Consider the following 26,422-nt stretch of genomic DNA (forward strand, 5'->3'; position numbering starts at 1 on the left):
TATGTGAAAACTTGCGGCGGATAACGGGAGTTGGCGGTACGGCTTTTTCATTTTTACAGGGGTTAGAGGAGCTACAGTAGTTAGGGTAGTTAAAGGAGTTAAGGGAGTTAGAGTAGTTACAGTAGTTAGAATAGTTAAAGGAGTTAAGGAAGTTAGAGGAATTAAAGTAGTTAGAGCCGATACTCTTGTGTATGACATTATTATAGAAGTATCGGCTTTAATGAACTTCTAAGCCGACTTGGCGGCTGATAACTCCCTTTAACTCCTCTAACTCCTTTAACTCCCTTAACGTACAAATGTACGACTCCTGACGAAGCGATGCGAAGTGATAACTCCTCTAACTTCCCTGAATGCAAAAACCGTGTTACGCCTGTGCTTTCTGACAGTTTGTATTTCTCGGCGCCGCAGAATCGCCTGTTTCCGTCCCGATGTGCTGCCTGCGGGAAAAAACGAGACGGAAAACGCTCATCTTGCACATAGCCAGCGCGATAGCGAAATACTTACAAACAAACCAGCGCGGAAAAACGCCGGAAATGCCCTGCGCGGGCGTCCCGTTTTCCGGATATTGACGTCTGCGGCGAGCGGCATTAATGCCGCTCGTGATAGACATTAGTGTCTATCGTGACAGACATTAATGCCGCTCGCGAGAGATGTTAATGCCGCTCACGTCAGACACTAATGTCTCTCGGCTGAAACACTTGTGTCCGACGGGAGAAAAAACGGATTTCCGCATAAACGGTGCATCTTTATCGGGAAAAAGCGCATGCGTATCCGCGTTTTATGCAAGCCGCCCCTGCACCGGAAGAAAGGTGCAGGGGCGGGAGTAAGCAAAAGAGCGGTTTTACCGTCTTTTTGTCATGAATCGAAACAGGTTTGCTCTCTTTATGCCTTGCGGGGAGGAGCTTGTTATTTGCTGATGCGGAACCAGTCTACGTCCGTCCAGCCGCCGTCGTTGGTGACAATGGCGGGGCGTGTGCAGAACATGCCCGTCTTGGCGCCTATCCATTTGCCCTCTTTCACCCGGAACGGCTTGCCCAGCGGCAGGTATTTCTTGCCGTTGAGGCTGTAGCTGAAGTGGCACAGCACCAGCAGGTCGTGCCCGCCTTCGCTTTTGGAGATTTTTGTGCCGTCGGAAGTGAACCTGGCACGCAGGTAGATGGTGTTGTCCTTCAGCCCTACGGTGCCGTTCACCGTTTCGGGCGTGCCTTTGTCGGCTTTTTCGCAGGATACTTGCGACAATACCAGCCCGTTGTCCGTGTTCTCCAGGATAAGCCCGGCATAGTCAAGCCCCATCACAACCAGTCCGGTACGTTCGCCTTTGTACTTTTCCGCCGGTTTGAAGGTCAGCTTCATGGTGGCGGTGAAGTTGTCCGCCGGGGTTTTCTGCAACAGCAGGTTGGGCACGTCCCAAAGGTTCTTGTACTCCTTGACCACCGGATAGGAGTAGAGCCGCACGATGCTTTGGTCTCCTGCGTAGTAAGCCCATTTCTCGTTGATGTTGGCGTGCCATTGCCATTGCGGGGAGAGCGTGTAGCCGTCGAACTCGTCGCTCTCCTGTGGGGTGCATACGGGATAGGTCCTGCCCACGTCCGGCTTTTTATGAACCAGCACCGGGTCGCCGCAGCCGTCACCGTCTTTGTCGATGCCGATGACGGGCCATCCGTCTGCCCACGTCATGGGTTGCAGGTGCACCAGGCGGCCGTATGCGCCCACATCCTGGAAGTGCAGGAACCAGTCTTCGCCGGTGGGGGTGTCTACCCATGCCCCTTGGTGAGGTCCGTTGACGGGGCTGCTGCCTTGCGCCAGCACCTTTTTCCATTCGTAAGGTCCGTAGACGTTTTTGGAGCGGAGCACCACCTGCCAGCCGGTGGGCACGCCGCCTGCCGGGTGGAAGATGTAGTAGTAGCCTCCTTTTTTATAGAACTTGGGACCCTCGCAGGTCTGGTGCGCCTGGTGCCCGTCGAAGATGACGCGCGACTGTGTGACGGCTTTGGTGGCGTCCGCGTTCAGCTCGCAGACGGATATGATGCTCTTCAGTCCGGCACGGCTTCCGGCGTATGCGTGCACCATGTATACCTTGCCGTCCTCATCCCACAAGGGGCAGGTGTCTATGATGCCCTTGCCCGGCTTTACGAGCACGGGTTCTGTCCACGGTCCTTTGGGGTCTTTCGCCTTTACCATGAAAGCGCCCTGGTCGGGGTCGCCCCAGAAGATGTAGAACTCGCCGTTGTGGTGGCGGATGGAGGGCGCCCATACGCGGTTGCCGTGTTCGGGGCGTTCCGGCGTTTCCACCGGCGGAAGGGCGTAAGGCACCGCCGCGCCGATGATGCTCCAGTTCACAAGGTCTTTGGAGTGCAGGATCTGCAAGCCCGGCAGGCAGTTGAAGCTGGAAGATGTCATGTAGAAGTCGTCGCCTACGCGGCAGGCGTCCGGGTCGGAATAGTCGGCATAGAGTATCGGGTTCTTGTAGTTGCCGTTGCCCTGGTCGGCTACCCATACTTCGGAGACATAGTTCTTTTCTTGCGCCGCCAGCGGCAATGCCAGCAGCAGGCTGAGCCCTAAAAGTGCGTTTCTGGTTTTCATGTTACGATTTGATTGTTTCATTCTTGATTGTCTAATTCTTGATTTTTACCTGTACCGGGTGTTGCAGGTCTTCCTTCCACAGGCGCATGTAGGCGAACCATGCCTCGGGGGTGGGATAACCGAAAGTCTCCTTGCACGAGGTGAACATGGTGTAGTGGTGGAAGCGGTCGCTGCCCGGCGCAGCGAGTGTATAGAGGAAATTGTCTTTGTCTTTTACTTCCTTGCGGACATATTCCCGGGGGATGTAGGTGGCGATGCCCACGGTCTCTTTGGCGTATTTCACGGTGTCGTTCACGGGCCAGTGCCTTCCCCAGCTGCCTGTCAGCCCTTTGTGGTCGGACTCCGAGCGTGTCTCGCCGCCCATGATGTCCTGCACGCCGGTGCAGAACACTTCTTCCTTCAGCGGTTCGTCGAAGAAGGTCTCCACGCGCAGGTCGCGGTGTCCGGCATAGAGTATGTAGCGGTTGGTCATGTTCAGTTCCGCTCCTTGGTACTCCCAGCCTTTTACGGCAACGTCCACTATCGTGCGCACCGGACCGTAGGCAAGGATGCTTTCCGTGCGGAATGCCACCGGTTCTATGTGGGTGGCTTTGGTTCCGTCCCAGCCTTTCAGGGCGCCGATGCCGCAACTGTTGCCCACCAGCAGCACGTCGTCGCCGAAGCCGCGTGCCAGCTGCTCGTCATTGGGATAGAAGCCGCTTTCTTTGATTTCCAGCCCTTTCTTGAACTTGCCGTACGGGTCTACGGTCTGCTTTTGGTTGAAATAGATGCGGTAGGCAACCAGCTCGGACTCGAACATCGGCCCGTGCCCGTGCAGCATGTTGTAGAAGTTGGTGGTGCCCGGCGCCGTGACCGACTGCACGGGGGCGTGCTTCTGCTTTTTGGCATCGCGCACCAGCATTTCGGCAAACACGCGCGGCGGGTATGCCTTGTCCGCTTTGGCGGAAGAGAGGGTAATGGTCAGCGTCTGCTTGCTTCCGGCGGGGATGTCCGTGACAAAGGCAAGTTCGTCGGCTCTTAAATCGCCGTCCAGGTCGTCCAGTTGCGAGGGAATCTCCTCGGCGCCGTTCATCACCACGGCGGAACGTACGCGGAAGCCGGGCCGGAGGTCTTTGATTTTCAATACTACCGGAGCATCCGCCTTGTCTTTGTTCCATGCGTTGCTCACTTCTACCGTGATGGTTTTGATGCCTGTCTGTGCCTGCGCGGCGGGAGTGCCTGCGCACAATAGCAGCAAACCGGTTAAAAAGGTCGTTTTCATAAGGAATGCGTTTAAATTGTCTGCGGCAAAATTAAACTAAAAAGAGCAGACAGCTCTCTCCATTTTGGCAAAAAGAGTGTCTGCTTTGAGCTAATTGCCTGTAGGGTTTCAGCGTCTGTTTAGGTTTTCTTCAAAAAGCATCCTCGAAAGGATGCCGGAGAAAATTTAAACAGGCTCTTAGAAATCCAATGTCTTTCCTTCCGCACCGATGCCGGCATATACTTTGCCTTCCACTTTCAGGTTCTTGGCGTTCTTCACGTTGAGCGTGTGTCCTTTGGTGTCTATGCGTATGTTTTCCAGCGTGACGCCTTCCGCCTGGCTGATGACAATGCCCTCTTGGGCATCGCTGATGATTACGTCCTTTACGGTCACATCCTTGATGGGCATTTCGGGCAGGCCGTTGAAGAACATGGCGCGTCCCGAGCCCTTGCAGATGATGTTGGAAATGTGGATGTCGCGGAAGGAAGGGGTTTCGACCGTCACTTGCGGAATTGCCGTCTTCATGCGGCCCTTCAGGTCTTCTTCCGTCTCTTCGCCCGCCGCCTTGCCGCCGTAGAACAGGTCGAAGAGCAGCGGTTCGTGAGGTATGTCGATCATGTGTATGTTGCGGATGTATATTCCCTCCACTACACCGCCGCGCCCTCTTGTGCTCTTGAAGCGCAGGCCCACGTCCGTGCCGAGGAAAGTGCAGTCTGCCACGTAGATGTTCTTCACGCCGCCGGACATTTCGCTGCCCACCACGAAGCCGCCGTGTCCGTGCAGCACGGTGTTGTTTTTTACGATGACGTTCTGGCAAGGCTCACCGCGCCTGCGCCCGTCTTCGTCCTTGCCGGACTTGATGCAGATGGCATCGTCGCCGGCATCGAAGATGTTGTTGACAATCAGCGCGTTCTTGCACGACTCCAGGTCCAGCGCATCGCCGTTCTGCGAATACCAGGGGTTGAATACTTTCACTTGGTTGATGGTGATGTGTTCGCACGACAACGGGTGCAGGCACCAGCTCGGCGAGTTCTTGAACGTAACCCCTTCCAGCAGTACTTTTTTGCTCTTGACGATGTTGAGCAGCACAGGGCGCAGCCACGGGCGGATTTCATTCCATTCCGCATCGGTCTCGATGCCTTCGGGGTTGTTGAAGTTCTTGCATGCCAGCGCCCCTTTCAAAGAGCCGGCTGTGGGATACCAGATGGAGTTGTCTACCACGCCGCCCGATTTGACGAGCGCGTCCCATTGTCCGGCGGTCAGCTTGCCTTTCTTCACCGGGCGCCAGCTGTCGCCCGAACCGTCGAATACGCCGTGGCCCGTGATGGCTATGTTTTCCGCATTGCGTGCGGAGATGGGCGACTGGCAGCGGCGGGTGTTCAAGCCTTCGAACGATGTCTGCAGGATGGGGTAGGCGTTGAAATCGTCTGTGAAGAGAACCAACGCGTTCTGCTCCGTATACAGGTTGACGTTGCTCAACAGTTCGATAGGCCCCGTCAGCCACAATCCTGCCGGGATGACTACCTTGCCGCCGCCTTTTGCGTTGACGGCTTTGATGGCGTCATTGATGGCTTTGGTGTTCAGGGTAATTCCATCGCTTTTGGCTCCGAACTGCACGATGCTGACCGTATAGTCACGGAACGTGGGCCGCTCCACCCTGGGCATGCTGAAAGGGAGCTCTTTATAGATGTTTTCGTCTATGGAGTTTTTGCATTGGGCATGAACCGCATGCTGTGCAGGCAGTGATGCAAGGAAAAACGCGGTAAGCGTAAATAGCTTCTTAAGTAATGTGTCCATTCGTGATACTATGTTTATTTATAATTTATAATCGGTCAATGTTTATTTATAATCAGTCAGTCGTCGGTGCTTGTCGGAATCAACAGCCGTTTCCTGTTTTTATTATTTCCCCGCAAGCGGCTCTCACGAGTGGCGTGCGAAAGAAATAATAAAAGATTCATGTTAACCTAATTCTAACCTTAAATAAATATTATGTAAAAAACCTCTTAATTACTACTTGCAAAAGTATCGGGCTTTGATGGAAAGTATGTGTACTAATTGTTGGTTTTAGTGTATTTTTTGTGGTTTTAGCCTTTTCTTTTGCATGCTTTCGGGGTTTTTGCACTATCTTTGCGGCTCAAAACTTAGTAAAAAAAGGTATGAGTTACAATTTGTTGAAAGGAAAAAGAGGCATTATTTTCGGTGCTCTGAACGAGCAATCCATTGCCTGGAAAGTAGCAGAGAAAGCAGTAGAAGAAGGTGCGGTTATCACCTTGTCCAATACACCTGTCGCCGTGCGCATGGGTGAAGTTTCGGCATTGGCGGAAAAACTGAATTGCGAAGTCATAGCAGCGGATGCTACCAGTGTGGAAGATTTGGAGAATGTGTTCAAACGTTCTATGGAAGTGCTGGGCGGACAGATAGACTTCGTTCTTCATTCCATCGGCATGTCTCCCAACGTGCGCAAGAAACGTACATACGATGATTTGGATTATGACATGTTGGGCAAGACGCTGGACATTTCGGCGGTTTCTTTCCATAAGATGATACAGGCTGCCAAGAAGATGAACGCCATTGCGGAATATGGTTCGATTCTGGCGCTGAGCTATGTGGCTGCGCAACGCACGTTCTACGGTTACAACGACATGGCGGATGCGAAAGCGCTGTTGGAGTCCATCGCCCGCAGCTTTGGCTACATCTACGGACGCGAGCATCATGTGCGTGTCAATACCATTTCCCAGTCGCCCACGATGACTACTGCCGGTTCGGGTGTGAAGGGTATGGACAAACTGTTCGACTTTGCCAACCGCATGTCTCCGCTGGGCAATGCTTCGGCAGACGAGTGTGCGGACTACTGCATCGTTATGTTCTCCGACCTGACCCGCAAGGTCACCATGCAGAACCTGTTCCACGACGGCGGTTTCTCCAGCGTAGGTATGAGTCTGCGTGCCATGGCAACTTACGAGAAGGGGTTGGATGAGTACAAGGACGAAAACGGAAATATAATCTACGGATAAGATACATAGTGTGCCGGCCGGTTGTCGGTGATTGGCAGGGTGCGCCGCCACATGGCGCGTGATACCCGCCACCGATAACCGGCTATCTATTACCCGTCACTTATCGCCTGTCATCCGTCACTCGCCATCATTCATTACCCGTTGCCATTTATCACTCGTCATCATTCATCATTATTCGTCATCATTCATCACGCATCATCATTCATTACTTGTCATCATGCTTCCAGCTCTTTATCTGTTGCCCGTCACTTTGGGCGACACTCCCGTTGAAACCGTATTGCCTTCTTATAATAAAGATGTGATTTTGGGCATCCGCCATTTTATCGTGGAGGATGTGCGTTCGGCACGGCGTTTCTTGAAGAAAGTGGACAGGGAGATAGATATCGATTCGCTCACGTTCTATACGCTTAACAAGCATACGTCGCCGGAAGACATTTCGGGATACCTGAAGCCGCTTGAAGCCGGCAATCCGATGGGAGTGATTTCCGAGGCGGGATGTCCGGCAGTTGCCGATCCGGGAGCGGATGTGGTGGCGATGGCCCAGCGCAAGAATCTGAAGGTGGTTCCCTTGGTCGGTCCCTCTTCCATCATATTGTCGGTGATGGGTTCCGGATTTAACGGGCAAAGCTTTGCCTTTCACGGATATTTGCCGATTGAGGCTGCCGAGCGTGCCAAGAAACTGAAGGCGCTGGAACAACGTGTGTACAACGAACATCAGACCCAGCTTTTCATAGAAACTCCTTATCGCAACAATAAGATGATAGAGGATATCCTGCACAACTGCCGTCCGCAGACCAAACTCTGCATTGCCGCCAACATCACGTGCGAGGGAGAGTATATCAAGACGAAAACGGTGAAAGAGTGGCAGGGAAGGGGAGTGCCCGACCTGTCTAAAATCCCTTGTATTTTTCTCTTGTACAAATAATCTCTCTGAGGTGCTCGTACTCGTATTCAAGGCAACTGCTGAAAAAGTCTTTATGAAGATTATGCTTTATCTGGCGGAAAGTCCAGAGCTTGCCGCCTTTAAACTCTTTGTTGCACAGGATGGAGTCGTCGTCCAGGTCGAGGGTGAAGAGGTAGATCAGGCGGTTGGTCGATTCGTTCTCGAAATGATAGGTGACGCTGAAGTGCAGGTTTTGCAAGGGCGCCGCAGGCAAGGTGCTTTGCAGGACTCTTTCCACGCCTTGTTGCAGGGTCTCTCCATACAGCAGATAACTTTCCATTAGCAAATCGGTCTTGCCCTGCTCCAATGCATCGCACTGGGGGCGTGGCAATAAGAACAGCATGCCGTGCGATGCCACGGCGATGCGGATGACCGGATTGATGTATTCGTTTTTCCGGCCGATGGCTTCGGATGCCATCACTTTGCCGATGACATCTCCTTTCTTTGTCACGATAGGTACGAATGCGGTATGACTCATTACCTTGTTGAAGTAGTATATGCCGAACTGGTTGAACAGGATGCTCAGGATGAACACGCAAGGCGGCATGACGCGGAACAAGGCAACGTGCGTCGCATCGCTTAGCGGACGGCTGAACAGCATGGCAAGTGATATGGCAAGGAAGTGCAGGAAGCCGGCGAGCAACAGTACGCGGGCGGACACGACAGCCGCCTCGACCCCTTGCCTGAAATATTGCCGGCGGCATTTGCCGGATTGCGCCGTGCGGCGGTTCAATAAGCGGTTGCGGTTCAGGAAGATGATGAGTGGCGGTATGATGGCACTGATTTCCAGCACGAACGGGACCATCGTCTTCGGACAATAGCCGGTAAAGAAAAAGGCGGTTATTGCCAGTAGCGACAACACGCCTGTAGTGCAGTACAGCATAATCCGGGGGATGTGCGCGCCCTTGCGCCGCAACATGCAGATACTCGAAACCAATCCTATGCCTGCGCCGATGTAGATGGCTGTGTCTTGCGGTATGAATTCACATAAGATGATGGATATAACGACGGGGATGTATCCCAGCGACATATTGAACCCGGATGATAGAACTCTTTGTTTGCCCATTATTATGTTATTTTGTCGTTTCCTTTCTTCCTTAACAAATAACTTTATAAAATGTTCTTTGTCTCATCTTTTTTTTTGCAGGAACAGGGTTGATTTTTCCGCGTGATAAGACGAGCGGACCAGTGGCGCGCTTTCTACCTGGGCAAATCCTTTCTGCAACCCGAGTTCTTTGTAAGCGGCAAATTGTGCCGGGGTGACATATTCGGCTACGGCATAATGCTTGTGCGTAGGCTGCAAGTATTGCCCGATGGTGAGTATCCGGCAACCGGCACCGCGCAGGTCGTCCATCAGCTCTGCCACTTCATCTGGGGTTTCCCCAAGGCCGACCATGATGCCCGATTTGGCGGTGATGCCGCTTCCGGCTATCTGCCGCAGTACTTCGAGGCTTGTCTCATAGCGGGCGGCGCTTCGCACCAGCGGACTGATACGCCTGACGGTCTCCATGTTGTGCGAGATAATGTCCGGCCGGGCTTCGATAACCTTGTCTATAAGCTCTTTTCTGCCTTGGAAGTCGGGAACCAGTACTTCGACGGTAGTTTCCGGATTGAGCCGTTTGATTTCACGGATGGTTTGTGCCCAATGGGTGGCACCGAGGTCCGGCAGGTCGTCCCTGTCTACCGAAGTGACAACGGCGTGAGAGAGTTTCATCAAGGCGACAGACTCGGCAACGTGCACGGGCTCTTGCGGGTCCAGGGGCAGCGGTATGCCTGTCCGGGTATTGCAGAATTTGCAGCAGCGGGTACAGATGTCGCCGCCTATCATAAATGTCGCCGTTCCTCTGCCCCAGCATTCTCCCATATTGGGGCAGCGTCCGCTGCTGCAGATTGTGTGCAGGCAGTGCGACTCTACAATGCGCTTTGTCTCGGTGTAACGCTCGTTGGCACCGATGCTTATTTTCAGCCATTCCGGCTTGCGTACTCTTTCGCTCATTTATCTTTTCAATTCCCGGTTAAAGAAGTTCGTCAATCTGGTGTACAGATGCAGGCGGGTGTTGCCGCCGAATATGCTGTGGTTGCGGTTGGTGTAGACCTGCATGTCGAACTGTTTGCCAAGCTGCACGAGGTGTTCGGCATATTCCACACAATTCTGGAAATGGACGTTGTCGTCCGCCATGCCATGCACCAGCAACAGGTTGCCGTGCAGATTGCCGGCGCGGGTGAAGGCGGAAGAGGCTTTGTAGCCTTCGGCATTCTCTTTCGGGGTGCGCATGAAGCGCTCGCCGTATACGGTATCGTAATAGTTCCAGTCGGTGACCGGGGCAACGGCAACCCCTGCCTTGAATACCGGAGTGCCTTCGCTCATGCTCATGATGGTCATGTATCCGCCGTAGCTCCAGCCCCAAATGCCGATACGGTCTTTGTCCACATAGGGTTGGCGTCCTAAGTACAGGGCGGTTTCCACCTGGTCTTTGGCTTCTTTGACGCCGAGATTCAGGTAGGTGCCTTTGGCGAAATCGGCACCGCGTCCACCCGTGCCGCGTCCGTCTACGCACACTACGACATAACCTTGTGATGCCATGTAAGTCTCCCAGCTCACACCGAATTTGTCGAGTACCTGCTGCGAGCCGGGACCGCTGTACTGATACATCAAAGCCGGATATCTTTTGTTGGCGGAGAAGTTTGCCGGCTTCATCATCCAACCGTTCAGCGTAGTGCCGTCGGAGGTTTGAAAAGAGAAAAACTCTTTCACAGGCATGTCATATCCTTTCAGTTTCTGTTTCAGGGCGGCGTTGTCTACGAGCGTCGCCAGCACTTTGCCGTTATTGTCATTCAGGGTGATGACGGTCGGAGTGTCCAGGCTCGAATAGCGGTTCATGAAATATTTCATGCCGGTGCTGAACTGTGCGCTGTTTGTTCCGGCTTGCAAGGATAGCTTTGTCTTTTTGCCTTTGCGGTCAATCTTGTAGACGGCGCTGCGCAACGGGCTCTCCTCGTTGCTGCTGTAGTAGAAGCTTCCCTCTTCGGGGTCGTAGCCCAGGAAGTCCTGTACCTCGTAGTTGCCGGAGGTGACCTGTTTGATAAGGTTTCCGCCTATGCTGTACCAGTACAGATGGTTGTATCCGCTCTTTTCGCTGACGAAACTGAAATGTTCGGGATAGAAAACAATGTTGTCGAATACGTTCTCGCGGATGTAGGTGTCGCTTTCGTCGCGTACCGCCAGCTTGCAGACGGTGCTGCGGGGGTCGGCAAAGTAGAGGTCGAACCGGTTCTGATGGCGGTTCAGCGTCATGACGGCAAGTTTGTTCGGGTCTTGCGTGAAGCGGATGCGGGGTATGTATCCGCCCTCTTCCAGCGGAAGATTGATTTTGCGGGTTACTTTGGACTTGATGTCGAAAGTATGTACGGATACCTTTGAGTTCTTTTCGCCTGTCTTGGGATACTTGTAGGTGTATTCTCCCGGATATTTCGCATAAGCGGCGATGTGGGGCGCCGCTCCGGCAAATACCGGGAATGTATAAGAGGGCACTTCCCGTTCGTCGAAGCGGACGAATGCCAGCATCTTGCTGTCGGGGCTGAATTCCAGTGCGCGGTTGAAGGAGAATTCCTCTTCGTACACCCAGTCGGGAATGCCGTTCAGCACTTCGTTGCGTTTGCCGTCTTCGGTCACCTGGCTTTCGCTGTTGCCGTAAAGCAGTTTGACGAGGAAGATGTTGTTGTCGCGTACGAAAGCCACCTGAAATCCGTCGGGCGAGAATACGGGAACCTGTTGCGGTCCGCCGTCCGACAGTTTCTCTACCACGTTGTTTATCTTGCCGTCCAGATTTCGTTTCAAGCTATATATATAATGTATGGCGGTATAGGAGCGGCGGTAGATAGGGGTTGTTTCCGTTGCGATAAGCAGTTTGCTGCCGTCCGGGGCAAAACTGTAGCTGTCGAATTTCTTGAACGGGCATTCGCGGGCGGTAGCGGCATCGAACAGCACTTCTACCGGTTTGCCTGTCTTGAAGGAATATTTGATGATTTGTGTCCTGTCCGCATTCATTTGCGAATAGTGTTCGCCATCTCCCGGAATGGGGATGACACCTGAAATGTTTTGGGGAACGAACTTTCCGGATACAATCTCTTTTAAATCGAGGGGAGTGCCGCTTTGGGCAAAGCTTGCCAGCATGCAAAGGCAGAGGAGAAGTGCAAAACTTATCTTTTTCATATCTCTTAATTCGGTTATTGTGTGCAAAGATAAATGAAAATCGCAGGAATTTCACACCGACAGGATAAAGAAAATGTTTTTTTCTTTAGAGGAAAGATAATGTAAAATTCTGATTAAGCGAGTGAAGAGGAAACGATATGGCGGAAATCCGGGGTAGGACATCCCGTGCTCTCCTGTCATGCGGAACGCTTGAACAGGATAAGCATGATGATAAGCGAACCTATCATCATATAAGGATAGAGCGTTATGCCGTTGTCATACACGGATATCATTCCCATGAACCCGTTCATGGCGGTTTGCCCTATAAGGGCTATGGCGAGCGCTATGCCGAATGCCGTGCCCGACAGGGCGGCGTAGCGGGTGCCGAGGATGCTCAGGACGACCGGATAGGTGGCGGACAATCCCATTCCTACCAATCCCATGCCTGTAGCCGCCCGTACAAATCCCGGAGACGCCGTCAGCATGCCAAAGCCTATGGCGGTGAGGGTAAGGCTGTAGGGAAGCACCGCTTCCGGCTTTATCTTCTTGAAAATCACGATTTGCAGTATGCGTGCTGCGGTGAGCCCGGCAACCATGCAGGTAAGCACTATCAGCGCTTGGCTGGCGGGGATGTCGGTCGCCTGCCCGAAGTAGCTTGTGGACCAGTTGTTGCACACCCCTTCAATGCCGCTTTGAAAGAATAGAATGGAACTGAACAGCAGTAGGCTGCCCTCTTTCAGCAACCTCAACCCCTCTTTTACGGGAAAGCCTTGCGCCTGCTTGGGCGCGGGGAAACGCACGGGGATGCAGAACAGGATGCCCGCCAGCATAATGATGCCTATGCCCTGCAGAATTGTCTCAAAAGGGTAATGTTCGGATAGGATGCCCAGAAGGCTCGGTATGCCGAGCGCTCCCAATCCGTAGAACATGCCCAGGAAGCTTAGGCGGGAACCTTTCTCCGATTCGTTGGAAATGTCGGACACCAGGGCATTGGTCTCTCCGTTGAGGATGCCGCCACCCACTCCTATGCCTACTATGGAGAGCTGGAGGAGCGGAACGCTCTTAAAAAATATCAGTCCTTCCAATCCCAGCAATACGGTGACGCAACCGGGCACCAGTAGTGCCTTGTGGCCGAAACGGTCGACGATAGGACCGAAAATCAGCGAGCCGGCCAGCATACCCAGCGGAAGAAAAGTGACTAATGAGGTGGTCTGCAATCCGCTCAATCCCAACTTCGCAACGAGGGAAGGCAGTACAGATCCTAACGTTATCATTGAAACGCCGAAGAAGCACATTCCGACACATGCCGCCGTAAATACGAGATTTTTGTGATAATTGTTATTCATGGCAAGTACTGATGGTTAATATCTTATACACGCTGAATGACAGGATGGTTTTTCAGGTCAACCCGCCAAGGCTATCTGCAAAGCTATGAATTTATTTCCATTTCCATTTCGCTTTCCGATAGTAAAACCGAAGAAAAGTCTTATTTTTGTTTCTAAAATAACATGGACCTATGAGTGTGACACCTCTTTATAATGAATTTCCTTCGTTTCTGAAACGCTATTTCCCGCATAAGGTTCAGAAAATCTCGTTGAACGCCGGATTTACCTGTCCCAACCGCGATGGAAACAAAGGATATGGCGGTTGTACCTACTGCAACAACCAGACTTTCAATCCCGACTATTGCCGTACCGAGAAGCCTATAAGCCTGCAACTGGAAGAAGGAAAGCGTTTTTTTGCCCGCAAATATCCTGAAATGAAATACTTGGCATATTTCCAGGCTTACACCAATACCTACGGCGAACTGGACTCCCTGAAGCGTAAATACGAAGAGGCGCTGGCGGTGGACGGAGTGGTGGGACTGGTAATCGGTACACGTCCCGACTGCATGCCGGACAGTTTGCTCAGCTACTTGGAAAGCATCAATAAGCATACCTTCCTTCTGGTGGAATACGGCATCGAGAGCACCAACGATGAAACACTCCGCCGCATCAATCGCGGACATACTTTCGGAGCGGTTGTCGATGCGGTGGAGCGGACGGCGGCTTGCGGGATATTGACGGGCGGACATGTGATATTGGGACTGCCGGGCGAGACCCGCCAAAGTATCGTGGCACAGGCGGAAGACCTGTCGCGCCTGCCGCTTGCCACGCTGAAGATGCACCAACTGCAACTGATACGCGGCACCCGCATGGCTTTGGAATATGAGCAACACCCCGAAGACTTTCATCTTTTTGACGTAGAGGAGTATATCGGTCTCGTGATAGATTATGTGGAGCATCTTCGTCCGGACATCGTACTGGAACGTTTCGTTTCGCAGTCTCCGAAAGAACTGCTTATCGCACCCGACTGGGGACTGAAAAACCATGAATTCAATCACCGGGTTCAAAAAAGAATGAAGGAACTTGGCGCATATCAAGGGAAGAAGTATGAAATGTGAGAAAAAACACTTATTTTTGCCACTGATAAATATGGAATCAATCTAAATTAGAAGATAATGACAATGAACTCAAAAACAGTGATAAAAGGAAAAATCCACTACGTGGGAGTGAACGACCGCAATAAACATCTGTTCGAGGGTATGTGGCCGTTGCCTTATGGGGTGTCTTACAACTCTTACCTGATAGACGATGAAACGGTTGCGCTGGTCGATACGGTAGATGTTTGTTACTTTGAGGTATATCTTCGGAAGATAAAAAGCATAATCGGCGAACGCCCTATACAGTATCTTATCATCAACCACATGGAACCGGACCACTCCGGCTCTATCCGACTGATCAAGCAGCACTATCCCGACATCATCATTGTCGGCAACAAGCAGACTTTCGGCATGATAGAGGGCTTTTATGGTGTGACGGGCGAGCAATATATGGTGAAAGATGAGGATTTTCTCGCTTTGGGCCACCACAAACTCCGTTTCTATATGACGCCGATGGTGCATTGGCCCGAAACGATGATGACTTTTGACGAAACGGAAGGCGTGCTCTTCGCCGGCGACGGTTTCGGCTGTTTCGGTACGCTGGACGGCGGTTTCCTCGATACGCGTATGAATTTGGACAAGTATTGGGACGAAATGGTGCGTTACTATTCCAATATCGTGGGCAAATACGGCTCTCCCGTGCAGAAAGCGTTGGCAAAACTGGGCGGATTGCCCATCACCGCCATTTGTTCCACTCACGGACCGGTGTGGACGGAAAACATAGCCAAGGTCATCGGCATTTACGACCGCCTGAGCCGTTATGCGACGGAAGAAGGCGTTGTCATCGTCTACGGTTCCATGTACGGCAATACCGAGCAGATGGCAGAGGCGATTGCTGCGGAACTTTCCGCCCAGGGCATCAAGAACATCGTGATGCACAATGTCAGCAAAAGCAATCCGTCCTACATCATAGCCGACATATTCAAATACCGCGGGCTGATAATAGGAAGCCCCACCTACAGTAACCAGATATATCCGGAGATAGAATCACTGCTCTCCAAGATATTGGTGCGCGAGGTGAAAGGACGCTACCTGGGGTATTTCGGTTCGTTCTGCTGGGCAGGTGCCGCCGTGAAGCGTATGGCGGAATTTGCCGAGAAGAGCAAGTTCGAAATCGTGGGCGATCCGGTGGAAATGAAGCAGGCGATGAAGGATATCACCTATAAACAGTGCGAAAACCTGGCACTCGCCATGGCGGAGCGTTTGAAGAAAGACAGAGAATAAGGGAATAATAGTAAACCTCCAATTTATTAACCTAATAAAATAATCGTAATGAGACTAATCATCCAACCGGATTATCAATCCGTATCACAATGGGCGGCACATTATGTAGCTGCCAAAATCAAGGCCGCTAACCCGACACCTGAGAAACCGTTTGTATTGGGATGCCCCACCGGTTCTTCTCCGCTGGGCATGTACAAGGCTCTGATTGACCTGAACAAGAAAGGTATCGTATCTTTCCAAAACGTAGTGACTTTCAACATGGACGAATATGTAGGCTTGCCGAAGGAACATCCCGAAAGCTACTACTCTTTTATGTGGAACAACTTCTTCAGCCACATCGACATCAAGCCGGAAAACACCAATATCCTGAACGGCAACGCTGCCGACCTCGATGCGGAATGTGCGCGTTATGAGGAAAAAATCAAGTCTTACGGCGGTATCGACCTCTTCATGGGCGGTATCGGTCCCGATGGACACATCGCTTTCAACGAGCCGGGTTCTTCCTTGTCGTCACGTACCCGTCAGAAAACGCTGACTACAGATACTATCATCGCCAACTCCCGTTTCTTTGACAACGATGTGAACAAAGTGCCCAAGACCTCTTTGACCGTAGGCGTAGGCACTGTGCTCAGCGCAAGGGAAGTGATGATTATTGTAAACGGCCACAACAAGGCACGCGCCCTTTATCATGCCGTAGAGGGTCCTGTAATGCAGATGTGGACTATCAGCGCCCTGCAAATGCACGAAAAGGGTATTATCGTTTGCGATGATGCCGCTACCGCAGAACTGAAAGTAGGCACATACCGCTATTTCAAAGACATTGAGGCAGATCACCTTGATCCGGCTTCTTTGCTGAAGTAAGGAATAGATAGCACAGATAGACGGGTGTCCGTTCTTCTCGCAACGAGAGGGACGGGCACTCTTTTTTTATGTATTCGGTTATCCATATCCATACCTTTGACCGGTAGCTTTTGTGATTTATGCTTTTGCTTTTACTGCATCTATCTGTTTTCTTCTCTATAGTGAAATATGATTAAAAGCCTTTTAATACGGCATTATAAAACTTTTAGTAGGGTGTTATAAAACTTTTAATCGTAACTCCCCTGTGAATGTGTCTCGGCTTGCTTGGCAAGACAATCTTTGAGATTCTTGTTTTTACTGATGTCTGCTTTCCGTTTCGTTTTCCCGTCTTCTTTCTCCCTTGTTCGCTTATCTTCTTCTTTCTTGTTTTCTCGTTCTTTCGTCTTTTAATCCCTTGTTTTTTCTCTTCTTGTTTTCCTATATATAATAAGGTATATACCCTATGTGTTGCATAACATTGTTTAGTAACACAGGCGTTTAATTGCTTTTTTTTCGATTAATTTCTAATTTGCGGCTCACTAAAATAATGGCATACGGAAGCATGCTGAGTATTCACTTTAAATCTTATATATCATGAAAGTATATCAGACGAATGAAATTAAGAATATTGCCCTTCTTGGCAATGACGGCTCGGGTAAAACCACTCTCACGGAAGCGCTGCTCTTTGAGAGTGGTATTATAAAACGTCGCGGCAGAATTACTGCCAAGAATACGGTCAGCGATTACTTTCCGGTGGAGCAGGAATATGGCTATTCTGTGTTTTCCACCGTTTATCATGTGGAGTGGAACGGCAAGAAACTGAATATAATAGACTGTCCGGGCAGTGACGACTTCGTGGGAGCTGCCATGACGGCACTTAATGTCACCGATACGGCTGTCCTGCTGCTGAACGGGCAATACGGTCCCGAAGTGGGCACCCAGAACCATTTCCGATATACGGAAAAGTTGGGCAAGCCGGTTATCTTCCTTGTCAACCAGCTCGACCATGAGAAGTGTGATTATGACATGGTGTTGGAGCAACTGCAATCAATCTACGGTTCGAAAGTAGTCTCCGTTCAATATCCGTTGGCTACCGGACCGAATTTCAATTCGTTGATCGATGTGCTTCTGATGAAGAAATATTCGTGGGGACCGGAGGGTGGAGCGCCCACTATCGAAGATGTTCCTGCAGAGGAAATGGAGAAAGCGACCGCCCTGCATAAAGCATTGGTTGAGGCTGCTGCCGAACATGATGAAACCTTAATGGAGAAATTCTTTGAGCAGGACTCTCTTACCGAAGACGAGATGCGCGAGGGTATCCGCAAGGGATTGGCGGCACGCGGCATGTTCCCCGTGTTTTGTGTTTGCGCGGGCAAGGATATGGGGGTGCGCCGTTTGATGGAGTTCTTGGGGAACGTTGTCCCGTTTGTAGACGAAATGCCGCCGGTGCACAATACACGCGGCGAAGTGGTGAAGCCTGATGTCAACGGACCTGCTTCCTTGTATTTCTTTAAGACTGCCGTTGAGCCGCATATCGGTGATGTACAGTACTTCAAGGTGATGAGCGGCAAGGTGCATGAAGGAGACGACTTCTCCAATGCCGACCGCGGTTCGAAAGAGCGCATCGCGCAGATTTATGCCTGTGCGGGAGCCAACCGTATCAAGGTGGAAGAAATGGTGGCGGGCGACATCGGTTGCACGGTGAAGTTGAAAGATGTGCATACGGGCAATACGCTGAATGCCAAAGGTGCGGAAAACCGTTTCAATTTTATTAAATATCCGAACTCCAAATATTCCCGTGCCATCAAGCCGCTGAATGAAGCCGATACGGAGAAGATGATGGTTATCCTGAACCGTATGCGCGAGGAAGATCCTACGTGGGTTATCGACCAGTCCAAGGAGTTGCGTCAGACCATTGTGCACGGGCAGGGCGAGTTCCACCTCCGTACATTGAAATGGCGTTTGGAAAACAACGAGAAACTGCCGATTAAGTTTGAAGAACCGAGAATACCGTATCGCGAAACCATCACGAAGGCGGCACGTGCCGACTACCGTCATAAGAAACAATCCGGTGGGGCTGGGCAGTTTGGTGAAGTCCATCTGATTGTAGAGCCTTATTATGAAGGCATGCCGATGCCGGAAACTTATAAGTTCAACGGTCAGGAGTTCAAGATGAACGTGAAAGGCGTTGAGGAAGTTCCGCTGGAGTGGGGCGGCAAACTGGTGTTTGTCAACAGTATCGTGGGCGGTTCTATCGATGCCCGTTTTATGCCCGCCATCCTGAAAGGTATCATGGCACGTATGGAGCAAGGTCCGCTGACGGGTTCGTATGCCCGCGATGTGCGTGTTATCGTATACGATGGTAAGATGCATCCGGTAGATTCCAATGAAATCTCCTTCATGCTGGCTGGTCGTAATGCGTTCAGTGAGGCATTTAAGAATGCCGGTCCGAAGATTTTGGAACCGATATATGACGTAGAGGTGTTTGTGCCTTCCGATAAGATGGGCGATGTGATGGGCGACCTGCAAGGACGCCGTGCTATGATTATGGGTATGAGCAGCGAGGCCGGTTATGAAAAACTGATTGCCAAAGTGCCTTTAAAGGAGATGTCTTCCTATTCTACCGCTTTAAGTTCGTTGACGGGCGGACGCGCTTCGTTCATAATGAAGTTTGCCAGCTATGAACTTGTTCCGGGTGATGTACAGGATAAGCTTATCAAGGAATTTGAAGCCAAACAGGCAGAGGAGTAGTTTATGGGCTATGACTTATGGTTTATTACATGATTTGTAGCTTATAATTTATAATCCATAACTTAATTAAAGGCCGTTGTCCGTTCATTGTGAGGGATAACGGCTTTTGTATTAACACTGATTAAGAATAAAAGGGGATGTGAATGTTAATATTTAATTTTTTATTAAATTTGCAAACCAAAGGTGTCTCATTTTGTTATAATGCTTGTAACATAACTTAAAAAACATGCTACGGTTAATTAACGAGAACCCGCGGTTAAATCAGGTTAATTTGTTAGGAATGTTAATTAGGGAGTGTTAATTTTGTCACTATGAAAAAGTCGACAATATGGATATTAGGCATCGTTATGGGCCTTTCTTTTCTCAGTTTGCTGTATTTGCAGATTAGCTATATTGAGGAAATGGTGAAGATGCGTAACGAGCAATTTGATGAATCGGTGAAGCGTGCTTTGATGGCAGCTTCGAAAGATGTGGAGTCCGCGGAGGTTGACCGTTGGTTGCGGGAGGATATCTCCGAAGCGGAAAAGAAAGCGTGGGAGCAGAGCTCGCGAGGCAAGGGAGTGGTACAGACACAGCGTTTTACGGTTACATCGCCGGACGGGACAAGCTATTCCGCCATTGAACTGAAAACGTTTTCCAACCAACCGTCGGAATTGCCGAGAGCGATGATTTCGCGTAAACACGGGACAAAAACGATACCTCAGACATCGCGTTCGCTGGCAGATGCCATAAAGAACCGCTATCTGTATCAACGGGCTTTGTTGGATGAGGTGACTTGGCAGATGATTTACCGTGCCAGTGACAAACCGATAGAAGAGCGGGTCAATTTCAAGAATTTGGACCAGTATCTGAAGTCGGGGCTGATTGACAACGGAATCGGGCTGAATTATCACTTCAAGGTGATAGACAGGGACGGCAGAGAGGTGTACCGCTGTTCGGATTATAGCGATGAAGGTAGTGAGAACTCTTATTCTCAACCTTTGTTCCTGAATGATCCACCTGCGCGGATGAGTATCGTCAAGATACACTTCCCGGGCAAAAGGGATTATATATTCGATTCGGTCAGCTTCATGATTCCGTCAATGATATTTACCTTTGTCCTGTTGATAACTTTCATCTTCACGATTTACATCGTGTTCCGTCAAAAGAAACTGACGGAGATGAAGAATGATTTTATCAACAATATGACGCACGAGTTCAAGACGCCGATTTCGACTATTTCGTTGGCGGCGCAGATGTTGAAAGACCCGGCTGTGGGCAAGTCTCCGGCAATGTTCCAGCATATATCGGGCGTTATTAATGATGAAACGAAAAGGTTGAGGTTCCAGGTGGAGAAAGTCCTTCAGATGTCAATGTTCGACCGGCAGAAGGCAACCTTGAAAATGAAGGAACTTGATGCCAATGAACTGATTACCGGTGTAATCAATACGTTCACCTTGAAAGTGGAACGCTATAACGGGAAGATAGAGTCGGATTTGAAAGCGGCGGACCCGATTATCTTTGCAGATGAAATGCACATCACGAATGTAATTTTCAATCTCATGGATAATGCGGTGAAATACAAAAGGCCGGATGTGGACTTGCTGTTGATGGTGAAGACTTGGAACGAACCGGGCAAACTGATGATTTCGGTGCAGGACAACGGTATAGGTATCAAGAAAGAAAACTTGAAAAAGATATTTGATAAGTTTTATCGCGTGCATACAGGTAATCTGCACGATGTTAAGGGCTTCGGACTTGGTCTGGCTTATGTGAGAAAGATTATTCACGATCATAAGGGGATTATCCGTGCCGAAAGCGAACTGAATGTTGGAACTAAATTTATTATTGCATTACCTCTATTAAAAAATTGATTGATATGGATGAGAAACTGCGTATTTTATTGTGCGAAGATGATGAGAATCTTGGCATGCTTTTAAGAGAATATTTACAGGCGAAAGGTTATGCTGCCGAGTTATATCCCGATGGAGAAGCAGGATACAAAGCTTTCCTGAAGAATAAATATGACTTGTGTGTGTTTGACGTGATGATGCCGAAGAAAGATGGCTTTACATTGGCACAGGAAGTCCGTGCTGCAAATGCGGAAATCCCCATTATCTTCTTGACGGCTAAAACCTTGAAAGAAGATATTCTGGAAGGTTTCAAGATTGGTGCGGACGATTATATCACCAAGCCGTTCAGTATGGAAGAGCTGACTTTCAGAATTGAAGCTATCCTGAGACGTGTGCGTGGGAAGAAAAATAAGGAGAGCAGCATTTACAAGATTGGTAAGTTTACGTTTGACACCCAAAAGCAGATTTTGTCGACACCTGAGGGGCAGACTAAGCTGACTACTAAGGAGTCGGAATTGCTGGGTTTGCTCTGTGCGCATGCCAATGAGATTCTGCAACGTGATTTTGCACTAAAGACTATCTGGATTGATGATAACTATTTCAACGCACGTAGCATGGACGTGTATATCACCAAGCTGCGTAAACACTTGAAGGGAGATGAATCTATAGAGATTATCAACATTCACGGAAAGGGATATAAACTGATTACTCCGGAAGCTGAGTCCTGATGGGCCCGGTTTTTGGAACGGTGGAAATAAAAAAAGGCGGTTGCATTGCAACCGCCTTTTTTTATTTCTTTTTCTTGATGTCAATCTGCGATTTTTTTGTTGATAAGGATGTAAGAAATCAATCCTACTACAACTAAAACAGCACTGGTGCCCAATATCGCATTGTTGTTTACATTGCCGGTAAAGGAACATGCAATGAGAATCGCAGCTCCTATCAAGATTAATATCAATCCCAGATTTTTTAATAAGCCTTTCATGTGTGTGTATTTTAATAGATTATTATTTTCATATTCTTGTTACAAAGAAAAGCATAATTCTTTAACAAGCGAAATTATTTTCGCAAAAAAACTATTATTCCTTCAATTTAGTTGGTTTTCAATTCCTCTCCGTGAGAATTTGAGACTAATCTTTCGTATTGAAAAATATTTTTCTCAGCACTTCTTGGCTGACGCTCAACTCTTCGATGGTGATATCTTGCAACGCTTCTTTCAGCGTTTGGTTGGCGATGACACGGGCGCGTTCTTCCAGTTCTTTTCCATCTTTGGTGAGGTGTATCAGGTTGGTGCGGCGGTCTTTTTTATCAGAGATACGTACTACAAGATGCTGGCGCTCCATATTGTCTATGAGGCGGGTCATGCTGGGTTTGTCCTTGAAAGTTGCGTTGCACAACTCTTGTTGCGTTACCCCGTCTTTTTCCCATAGGAAGATAAGGACGGTCCATTGCTCGGGAGTGATTTCCAAACCGTTCTGCCTGAAGTTGCGTGATAATTTGCGGTTAATTGCAGCGGATACCTTACCGTTGAGTATGGCGAATATAAGCCGGATGTCAAAGTTGAATTGCTCTATCATGAAATTATTGTTTAAACAACTTTGCAAATATACTATAAGTTGGATACAATCCAAAATAAGTCCGCTTATTTTTGCAGTTCTAAATAAAATGCCTACCTTTGCACCCGCATTTAATAAACAAATAATTTATTTATTTAATCAAACAAGTATGAATCAATACGAAACCGTTTTCATTTTGACTCCCGTTTTGTCTGATGTTCAGATGAAGGAAGCGGTAGAAAAATTCAAAGGCATCCTTACTGCTGAAGGTGCTGAGATTGTAAATGAAGAAAACTGGGGACTGAAAAAACTGGCTTATCCGATCCAGAAGAAGTCAACCGGTTTCTATCAACTGATTGAGTTCAATGCAGAACCTACTGTAATTGAGAAATTGGAAATCAACTTCCGTCGTGACGAGCGCGTTATCCGTTTCTTGACTTTCAAGCAAGACAAGTACGCTGCCGAATACGCTGCGAAGAGAAGAAGTGTTAAATCAACTAAAAAGGAGGATTAATCATGGCACAACAAGTTCAATCAGAAATCAGATATTTAACTCCGCCCTCAGTAGACGTTAAGAAGAAGAAATACTGCCGTTTCAAAAAGAGCGGTATTAAGTACATCGACTACAAAGACCCCGAATTCTTGAAGAAATTCTTGAATGAGCAAGGTAAAATCCTTCCGCGTCGTATTACCGGTACTTCTTTGAAGTTCCAACGTCGTGTAGCTCAAGCTGTGAAGAGAGCACGTCACTTGGCGTTGCTGCCTTATGTAACTGACATGATGAAATAATAGGAGGAGGAAAGTATGGAAATTATATTGAAAGAAGACATCGTAAACTTGGGTTATAAGAACGACATCGTAACCGTTAAGTCCGGTTATGGTCGTAACTACCTTATCCCGACAGGAAAAGCTGTCATCGCTTCTCCTTCTGCAAAGAAAATGCTGGCTGAAGAGCTGAAACAACGCGCTCACAAGCTGGAGAAAATTAAAAAGGATGCTGAAGAAGTTGCCGCTAAATTGGAAGGCGTATCTTTGAAGATTGCTACTAAAGTTAGTGCAACAGGTACTATCTTCGGTTCTGTAGGTAACATCCAGATTGCTGAAGAGTTGGCTAAGTTGGGTCATAACATCGATCGTAAGATTATCGTTGTTAAAGACGCAGTGAAAGAAGTTGGTAACTACAAGGCTATCGTTAAGTTGCACAAGGAAGTTTCTGTAGAAATTCCTTTCGAAGTAGTTGCTGAAGAAGCATAAATATAGGATATACACTATATAAAGGAAAATCCCGGTTTCTGAAAAGGAACCGGGATTTTTTTGATGTTATTCCTTTCCCGTCTTCTCCTCTCTGTCATTCAGAACAAAGCGAAGAATCTGCTCTCTTTACATTTCAGAAGAAAGAATCTTCGCTTTGTTCTGAATGACAGGGGATGGGAGGGGCTTGCCGGTGTCTATATATTCGGGGAAGCTATCTTAATATCCAGGAAGATAATAGGTGGATAACAAATGAACATCGGATTTATAATAAATGAATAGCGGATTTATAATAGATAACAGATAATCAGCAAACGAATGGGATAAGATGGCAAATAATCTGCAGGGTGTTTGAACAGTCGACGGTTACAGGCATAAAAAAAAGTCTGTCCGTACTTTCGTACGTCAGACTTTCAATTCTCTCTAATTGTTGTTCTGAATTATTCAGCTACAACTGCTGCGCTATCTACTTTAGCAGTATCAGCTACTTCAGCTACAGTTTCAACTGCTACTTCTTCAGCTACAGTTACTGTGTCAACCACTGCAGCTTGGTCAGCGTTAGCTGCTTTGTTACCACAAGATGCGAAAGATACTGCTACGATAGCTACTGCCATCAAAACTAATTTTTTCATTTTCTTTACTTTTAAAACGTAATACAATCAATTGCTTTATTAAAACGGTGCAAAGGTATGTACTTTTTGGATACGTTGTTCTCCAAAACCCAACTTTTTTTATACTTTTTTTTGAGGATAGCCTGTTTTTCCTGCTTTAAGCATGTTATAGAACATGTTAATCCTCTGCAATACTGTTGTATAAATACCTTTTGATGCTTCTTTTGGGTGTTTTCTCAAATTCTGTAGGATAAAGTTGTATTTGACTTACCTTTTCGTAAGCGGCAACACTGTTATTCAGGTTTTTGAGATTTTCGTCCATGATAGTCTTGAGATTTTCCGGATTGTTCAGTCCTAAGGAATCCAATGCTTCGTAGTCGGCATAAACCAAAGCTATCAGTCTCTTATTGCGTTCAATCACAAGGCTTTCCAGTACAAACGGCATGTTGTTGAGACGTGCTTCTATCTCTTCGGGGAAAATGTTCTGTCCGCTGGAACTGAGAATCATGGTCTTGCTGCGTCCTCGGATATAGAGATTGTTGTTCTCGTCCAAAGTACCCAGGTCGCCGGTGCGCAGCCAACCGTCTTCGGTAAAGACCTCTTTGGTAGCTTCCGGATTTTTATAATAGCCTACCATTACATTTTCACCACGCACCTGTATCTCGCCGAGTCGGTCGTCCGGATTTTCTTTGCAGATGCGCGCTTCCATAATATCCAACACGCGTCCCGAAGAGGAGGTTACGAACTCGTTCCACGGGGCGTAGCTGATAAGCGGGGCACACTCCGTCATGCCGTAACCGATGGTGAACGGAAATTTGATGCGATGGAAGAACTCTTCCACCTCCGGATTCATGGCAGCACCGCCGATGATAATCTCTTTGAATCTGCCCCCCAGCGCGTCTACCAGCTTTTTGCGGATTTGCCCATATATCTGTCCGTCCAGCAGAGGTATGCTGAGCGCCCATTTCATGGACTTTTTGTTGATAATGGGCTGGATGACATTCTTGTATATTTTCTCGATGACAAGCGGAACGGTTATTATCAGATTCGGCTTTACCTCTTCAAACGCCTTCATCAGGATTTTCGGGGAAGGAATTTTACCCAATAGCGTGACGTGAGTGCCTACCGCCGTAGCAGTCAGAAAGTCGAAAGCGCAACCGTAGGCATGTGCCAACGGCAGGAAAGAGAGCACCCTGTCACCCTTCTTCAACAATCCCGTGCGGATGCCGAAAGTGACGTTGCCTGCCAGGTTGTTTCCTGTCAGCATGACACCCTTGCTGAAGCCCGTTGTGCCTGAAGTATAGTTCAGCAACATTACTTTATCGTTGGAGAGGTCTGTGTAGGTCACGTCCTGCCGGGTGAAGCCGTTCGGATACACCTCTTCCATCTTCCGGTCCTGCTGTTTGAGGAAGCGTTGGATGGTCTCTCCGTCGCGCTGGTACAGGCAGCGGAAGTCGTTGAGCGAGAACACGCCGCGCAGGCCGGTAAGCCGTTCTTCCTCCAGTTGTTCCCAAATGGCATCGCTGGTGAATAGAAATACCGATTCGGAATGGTTGACGATGTGATGCACATCGTTGGGATGGAAGTCCTGCAAGATAGGGACCACGATGCCGCCGTAGGTGATGACAGCCATGTAGGCGATGCACCAGCGGGCATTGTTCTTGCCGATGACCGCTATCTTGTCGCCACGGCGCAAGCTGCAATGCTTGAAGAGCAAGTGCAGTCTGGCAATTTCTTTCGCCACCTCTCCATAAGTGTGGCTTTCGCTTTCTCCATAATCGGTATAGCAGGGGAGGTCCCAATTCTCGCGGAAACTATGCTCGTATAGCTTGATAAAGTTTTCTTGTATCATTGCACGTTTTTTGATGAATTGTGCAAAAGTAGGAAAAATATAATAATAATG

The 26,422-nt window shown here is 49.0% G+C and carries 23 protein-coding genes; 11 read left to right on the top strand and 12 right to left on the bottom strand.

The window, feature by feature from the left end:
• Positions 1-364 precede the first annotated feature (364 nt).
• The 4 genes from QZ327_RS02490 to QZ327_RS02505 all read right to left on the bottom strand — a co-directional run bounded on the left by QZ327_RS02490 (position 365) and on the right by QZ327_RS02505 (position 5,620).
• Complete coding sequence (locus QZ327_RS02490) at positions 365-610, bottom strand: hypothetical protein (RefSeq protein WP_294616828.1); 246 nt, start codon at positions 608-610, stop codon at positions 365-367.
• 296 nt (positions 611-906) lie between these two features.
• Entirely contained in the window at positions 907-2,583 is a 1,677-nt protein-coding gene (locus QZ327_RS02495) for a glycoside hydrolase 43 family protein (protein WP_294616830.1), read from the bottom strand.
• Positions 2,584-2,614: 31 nt separating this feature from the next.
• Positions 2,615-3,844, bottom strand: a complete 1,230-nt coding sequence (locus tag QZ327_RS02500; protein ID WP_294616831.1) for a DUF4861 domain-containing protein — start codon at positions 3,842-3,844, stop codon at positions 2,615-2,617.
• 177 nt (positions 3,845-4,021) lie between these two features.
• On the bottom strand, positions 4,022-5,620 hold the full coding sequence (locus QZ327_RS02505) for a glycoside hydrolase family 28 protein (RefSeq protein ID WP_294616833.1): 1,599 nt from the start codon (positions 5,618-5,620) through the stop codon (positions 4,022-4,024).
• 359 nt (positions 5,621-5,979) lie between these two features.
• On the opposite strand from QZ327_RS02505, the gene QZ327_RS02510 reads away from it, so the two are divergent.
• Both QZ327_RS02510 and QZ327_RS02515 read left to right on the top strand, forming a co-directional pair.
• On the top strand, positions 5,980-6,837 hold the full coding sequence (locus QZ327_RS02510) for an enoyl-ACP reductase (protein ID WP_294616835.1): 858 nt from the start codon (positions 5,980-5,982) through the stop codon (positions 6,835-6,837).
• Between the two features lie 217 nt (positions 6,838-7,054).
• Positions 7,055-7,762 (top strand): SAM-dependent methyltransferase, encoded by a 708-nt coding sequence (locus tag QZ327_RS02515; RefSeq protein WP_294616887.1) that lies wholly within the window; start codon positions 7,055-7,057, stop codon positions 7,760-7,762.
• Here QZ327_RS02515 and QZ327_RS02520 read toward each other — a convergent pair.
• From QZ327_RS02520 to QZ327_RS02535, 4 genes are all read right to left on the bottom strand, one after another.
• Complete coding sequence (locus QZ327_RS02520; RefSeq protein ID WP_294616837.1) at positions 7,728-8,846, bottom strand: hypothetical protein; 1,119 nt, start codon at positions 8,844-8,846, stop codon at positions 7,728-7,730. The genes QZ327_RS02515 and QZ327_RS02520 overlap by 35 nt on opposite strands.
• 63 nt (positions 8,847-8,909) lie before the next feature.
• Positions 8,910-9,776, bottom strand: a complete 867-nt coding sequence (gene lipA / locus QZ327_RS02525) for a lipoyl synthase (protein WP_294616839.1) — start codon at positions 9,774-9,776, stop codon at positions 8,910-8,912.
• The gene (locus tag QZ327_RS02530; protein WP_294616841.1) at positions 9,777-11,993 is read right to left on the bottom strand and encodes a S9 family peptidase; all 2,217 of its coding nucleotides are present in this window, start codon (positions 11,991-11,993) and stop codon (positions 9,777-9,779) included.
• A 176-nt stretch (positions 11,994-12,169) separates the two neighbouring features.
• Complete coding sequence (locus tag QZ327_RS02535; RefSeq protein ID WP_294616842.1) at positions 12,170-13,318, bottom strand: sugar MFS transporter; 1,149 nt, start codon at positions 13,316-13,318, stop codon at positions 12,170-12,172.
• Positions 13,319-13,488: 170 nt separating this feature from the next.
• Here QZ327_RS02535 and QZ327_RS02540 point away from each other — a divergent pair, with 170 nt between their 5' ends.
• From QZ327_RS02540 to QZ327_RS02565, 6 genes are all read left to right on the top strand, one after another.
• The gene (locus QZ327_RS02540; RefSeq protein ID WP_294616844.1) at positions 13,489-14,415 is read left to right on the top strand and encodes a TIGR01212 family radical SAM protein; all 927 of its coding nucleotides are present in this window, start codon (positions 13,489-13,491) and stop codon (positions 14,413-14,415) included.
• A 63-nt stretch (positions 14,416-14,478) separates the two neighbouring features.
• A complete protein-coding gene (locus tag QZ327_RS02545) occupies positions 14,479-15,678 on the top strand; it encodes an FprA family A-type flavoprotein (protein ID WP_294616846.1) in 1,200 nt (399 codons plus the stop codon).
• A 48-nt stretch (positions 15,679-15,726) separates the two neighbouring features.
• Positions 15,727-16,539, top strand: a complete 813-nt coding sequence (gene nagB / locus QZ327_RS02550) for a glucosamine-6-phosphate deaminase (protein WP_294616847.1) — start codon at positions 15,727-15,729, stop codon at positions 16,537-16,539.
• 573 nt (positions 16,540-17,112) lie between these two features.
• A complete protein-coding gene (locus QZ327_RS02555) occupies positions 17,113-19,269 on the top strand; it encodes a translation factor GTPase family protein (protein WP_294616849.1) in 2,157 nt (718 codons plus the stop codon).
• Positions 19,270-19,580: 311 nt separating this feature from the next.
• On the top strand, positions 19,581-21,122 hold the full coding sequence (locus tag QZ327_RS02560) for a HAMP domain-containing sensor histidine kinase (protein WP_294616851.1): 1,542 nt from the start codon (positions 19,581-19,583) through the stop codon (positions 21,120-21,122).
• 5 nt (positions 21,123-21,127) lie between these two features.
• Positions 21,128-21,829 carry a response regulator transcription factor gene (locus QZ327_RS02565; protein ID WP_294616852.1) on the top strand — a complete coding sequence of 234 codons (702 nt, stop codon included), beginning with the start codon at positions 21,128-21,130 and terminating at the stop codon, positions 21,827-21,829.
• 80 nt (positions 21,830-21,909) lie between these two features.
• On the opposite strand, the gene QZ327_RS02570 is transcribed toward QZ327_RS02565, so the two are convergent.
• Together QZ327_RS02570 and QZ327_RS02575 are read right to left on the bottom strand one after the other, a co-directional pair.
• Positions 21,910-22,086, bottom strand: coding sequence for a hypothetical protein (locus QZ327_RS02570; RefSeq protein WP_294616853.1), 177 nt, complete (start codon positions 22,084-22,086; stop codon positions 21,910-21,912).
• Positions 22,087-22,231: 145 nt separating this feature from the next.
• Positions 22,232-22,678: a MarR family winged helix-turn-helix transcriptional regulator gene (locus tag QZ327_RS02575; protein WP_009123072.1), complete on the bottom strand. Its 447-nt coding sequence runs from the start codon at positions 22,676-22,678 to the stop codon at positions 22,232-22,234.
• 148 nt (positions 22,679-22,826) lie between these two features.
• On the opposite strand from QZ327_RS02575, the gene rpsF reads away from it, so the two are divergent.
• The 3 genes from rpsF to rplI are packed head-to-tail and all read left to right on the top strand — an operon-like array spanning position 22,827 to position 23,911.
• A complete protein-coding gene (rpsF, locus tag QZ327_RS02580; RefSeq protein WP_005657357.1) occupies positions 22,827-23,171 on the top strand; it encodes a 30S ribosomal protein S6 in 345 nt (114 codons plus the stop codon).
• A gap of 2 nt (positions 23,172-23,173) precedes the next feature.
• Positions 23,174-23,446: a 30S ribosomal protein S18 gene (gene rpsR, locus QZ327_RS02585; RefSeq protein WP_004288442.1), complete on the top strand. Its 273-nt coding sequence runs from the start codon at positions 23,174-23,176 to the stop codon at positions 23,444-23,446.
• A 15-nt stretch (positions 23,447-23,461) separates the two neighbouring features.
• A complete protein-coding gene (rplI, locus tag QZ327_RS02590; protein ID WP_294616856.1) occupies positions 23,462-23,911 on the top strand; it encodes a 50S ribosomal protein L9 in 450 nt (149 codons plus the stop codon).
• A gap of 437 nt (positions 23,912-24,348) precedes the next feature.
• Here rplI and QZ327_RS02595 read toward each other — a convergent pair whose 3' ends face one another.
• Both QZ327_RS02595 and QZ327_RS02600 read right to left on the bottom strand, forming a co-directional pair.
• A complete protein-coding gene (locus QZ327_RS02595) occupies positions 24,349-24,540 on the bottom strand; it encodes a hypothetical protein (RefSeq protein WP_294616858.1) in 192 nt (63 codons plus the stop codon).
• A 157-nt stretch (positions 24,541-24,697) separates the two neighbouring features.
• Positions 24,698-26,371, bottom strand: a complete 1,674-nt coding sequence (locus QZ327_RS02600; protein ID WP_294616860.1) for a long-chain fatty acid--CoA ligase — start codon at positions 26,369-26,371, stop codon at positions 24,698-24,700.
• Positions 26,372-26,422 lie beyond the last annotated feature (51 nt).

It is taken from the genome of uncultured Bacteroides sp. (assembly GCF_910578895.1).
GTDB lineage: Bacteria > Bacteroidota > Bacteroidia > Bacteroidales > Bacteroidaceae > Bacteroides.

Bases quoted from the DNA above. Each gene is read 5' to 3' on its own strand.
- QZ327_RS02490 (WP_294616828.1), bottom strand. From the start codon at position 610: ATGTCTATCACGAGCGGCATTAATGCCGCTCGCCGCAGACGTCAATAT.
- QZ327_RS02495 (WP_294616830.1), bottom strand. From the start codon at position 2,583: ATGAAAACCAGAAACGCACTTTTAGGGCTCAGCCTGCTGCTGGCATTG.
- QZ327_RS02500 (WP_294616831.1), bottom strand. From the start codon at position 3,844: ATGAAAACGACCTTTTTAACCGGTTTGCTGCTATTGTGCGCAGGCACT.
- QZ327_RS02505 (WP_294616833.1), bottom strand. From the start codon at position 5,620: ATGGACACATTACTTAAGAAGCTATTTACGCTTACCGCGTTTTTCCTT.
- QZ327_RS02510 (WP_294616835.1), top strand. From the start codon at position 5,980: ATGAGTTACAATTTGTTGAAAGGAAAAAGAGGCATTATTTTCGGTGCT.
- QZ327_RS02515 (WP_294616887.1), top strand. From the start codon at position 7,055: ATGCTTCCAGCTCTTTATCTGTTGCCCGTCACTTTGGGCGACACTCCC.
- QZ327_RS02520 (WP_294616837.1), bottom strand. From the start codon at position 8,846: ATGGGCAAACAAAGAGTTCTATCATCCGGGTTCAATATGTCGCTGGGA.
- lipA (WP_294616839.1), bottom strand. From the start codon at position 9,776: ATGAGCGAAAGAGTACGCAAGCCGGAATGGCTGAAAATAAGCATCGGT.
- QZ327_RS02530 (WP_294616841.1), bottom strand. From the start codon at position 11,993: ATGAAAAAGATAAGTTTTGCACTTCTCCTCTGCCTTTGCATGCTGGCA.
- QZ327_RS02535 (WP_294616842.1), bottom strand. From the start codon at position 13,318: ATGAATAACAATTATCACAAAAATCTCGTATTTACGGCGGCATGTGTC.
- QZ327_RS02540 (WP_294616844.1), top strand. From the start codon at position 13,489: ATGAGTGTGACACCTCTTTATAATGAATTTCCTTCGTTTCTGAAACGC.
- QZ327_RS02545 (WP_294616846.1), top strand. From the start codon at position 14,479: ATGAACTCAAAAACAGTGATAAAAGGAAAAATCCACTACGTGGGAGTG.
- nagB (WP_294616847.1), top strand. From the start codon at position 15,727: ATGAGACTAATCATCCAACCGGATTATCAATCCGTATCACAATGGGCG.
- QZ327_RS02555 (WP_294616849.1), top strand. From the start codon at position 17,113: ATGAAAGTATATCAGACGAATGAAATTAAGAATATTGCCCTTCTTGGC.
- QZ327_RS02560 (WP_294616851.1), top strand. From the start codon at position 19,581: ATGAAAAAGTCGACAATATGGATATTAGGCATCGTTATGGGCCTTTCT.
- QZ327_RS02565 (WP_294616852.1), top strand. From the start codon at position 21,128: ATGGATGAGAAACTGCGTATTTTATTGTGCGAAGATGATGAGAATCTT.
- QZ327_RS02570 (WP_294616853.1), bottom strand. From the start codon at position 22,086: ATGAAAGGCTTATTAAAAAATCTGGGATTGATATTAATCTTGATAGGA.
- QZ327_RS02575 (WP_009123072.1), bottom strand. From the start codon at position 22,678: ATGATAGAGCAATTCAACTTTGACATCCGGCTTATATTCGCCATACTC.
- rpsF (WP_005657357.1), top strand. From the start codon at position 22,827: ATGAATCAATACGAAACCGTTTTCATTTTGACTCCCGTTTTGTCTGAT.
- rpsR (WP_004288442.1), top strand. From the start codon at position 23,174: ATGGCACAACAAGTTCAATCAGAAATCAGATATTTAACTCCGCCCTCA.
- rplI (WP_294616856.1), top strand. From the start codon at position 23,462: ATGGAAATTATATTGAAAGAAGACATCGTAAACTTGGGTTATAAGAAC.
- QZ327_RS02595 (WP_294616858.1), bottom strand. From the start codon at position 24,540: ATGAAAAAATTAGTTTTGATGGCAGTAGCTATCGTAGCAGTATCTTTC.
- QZ327_RS02600 (WP_294616860.1), bottom strand. From the start codon at position 26,371: ATGATACAAGAAAACTTTATCAAGCTATACGAGCATAGTTTCCGCGAG.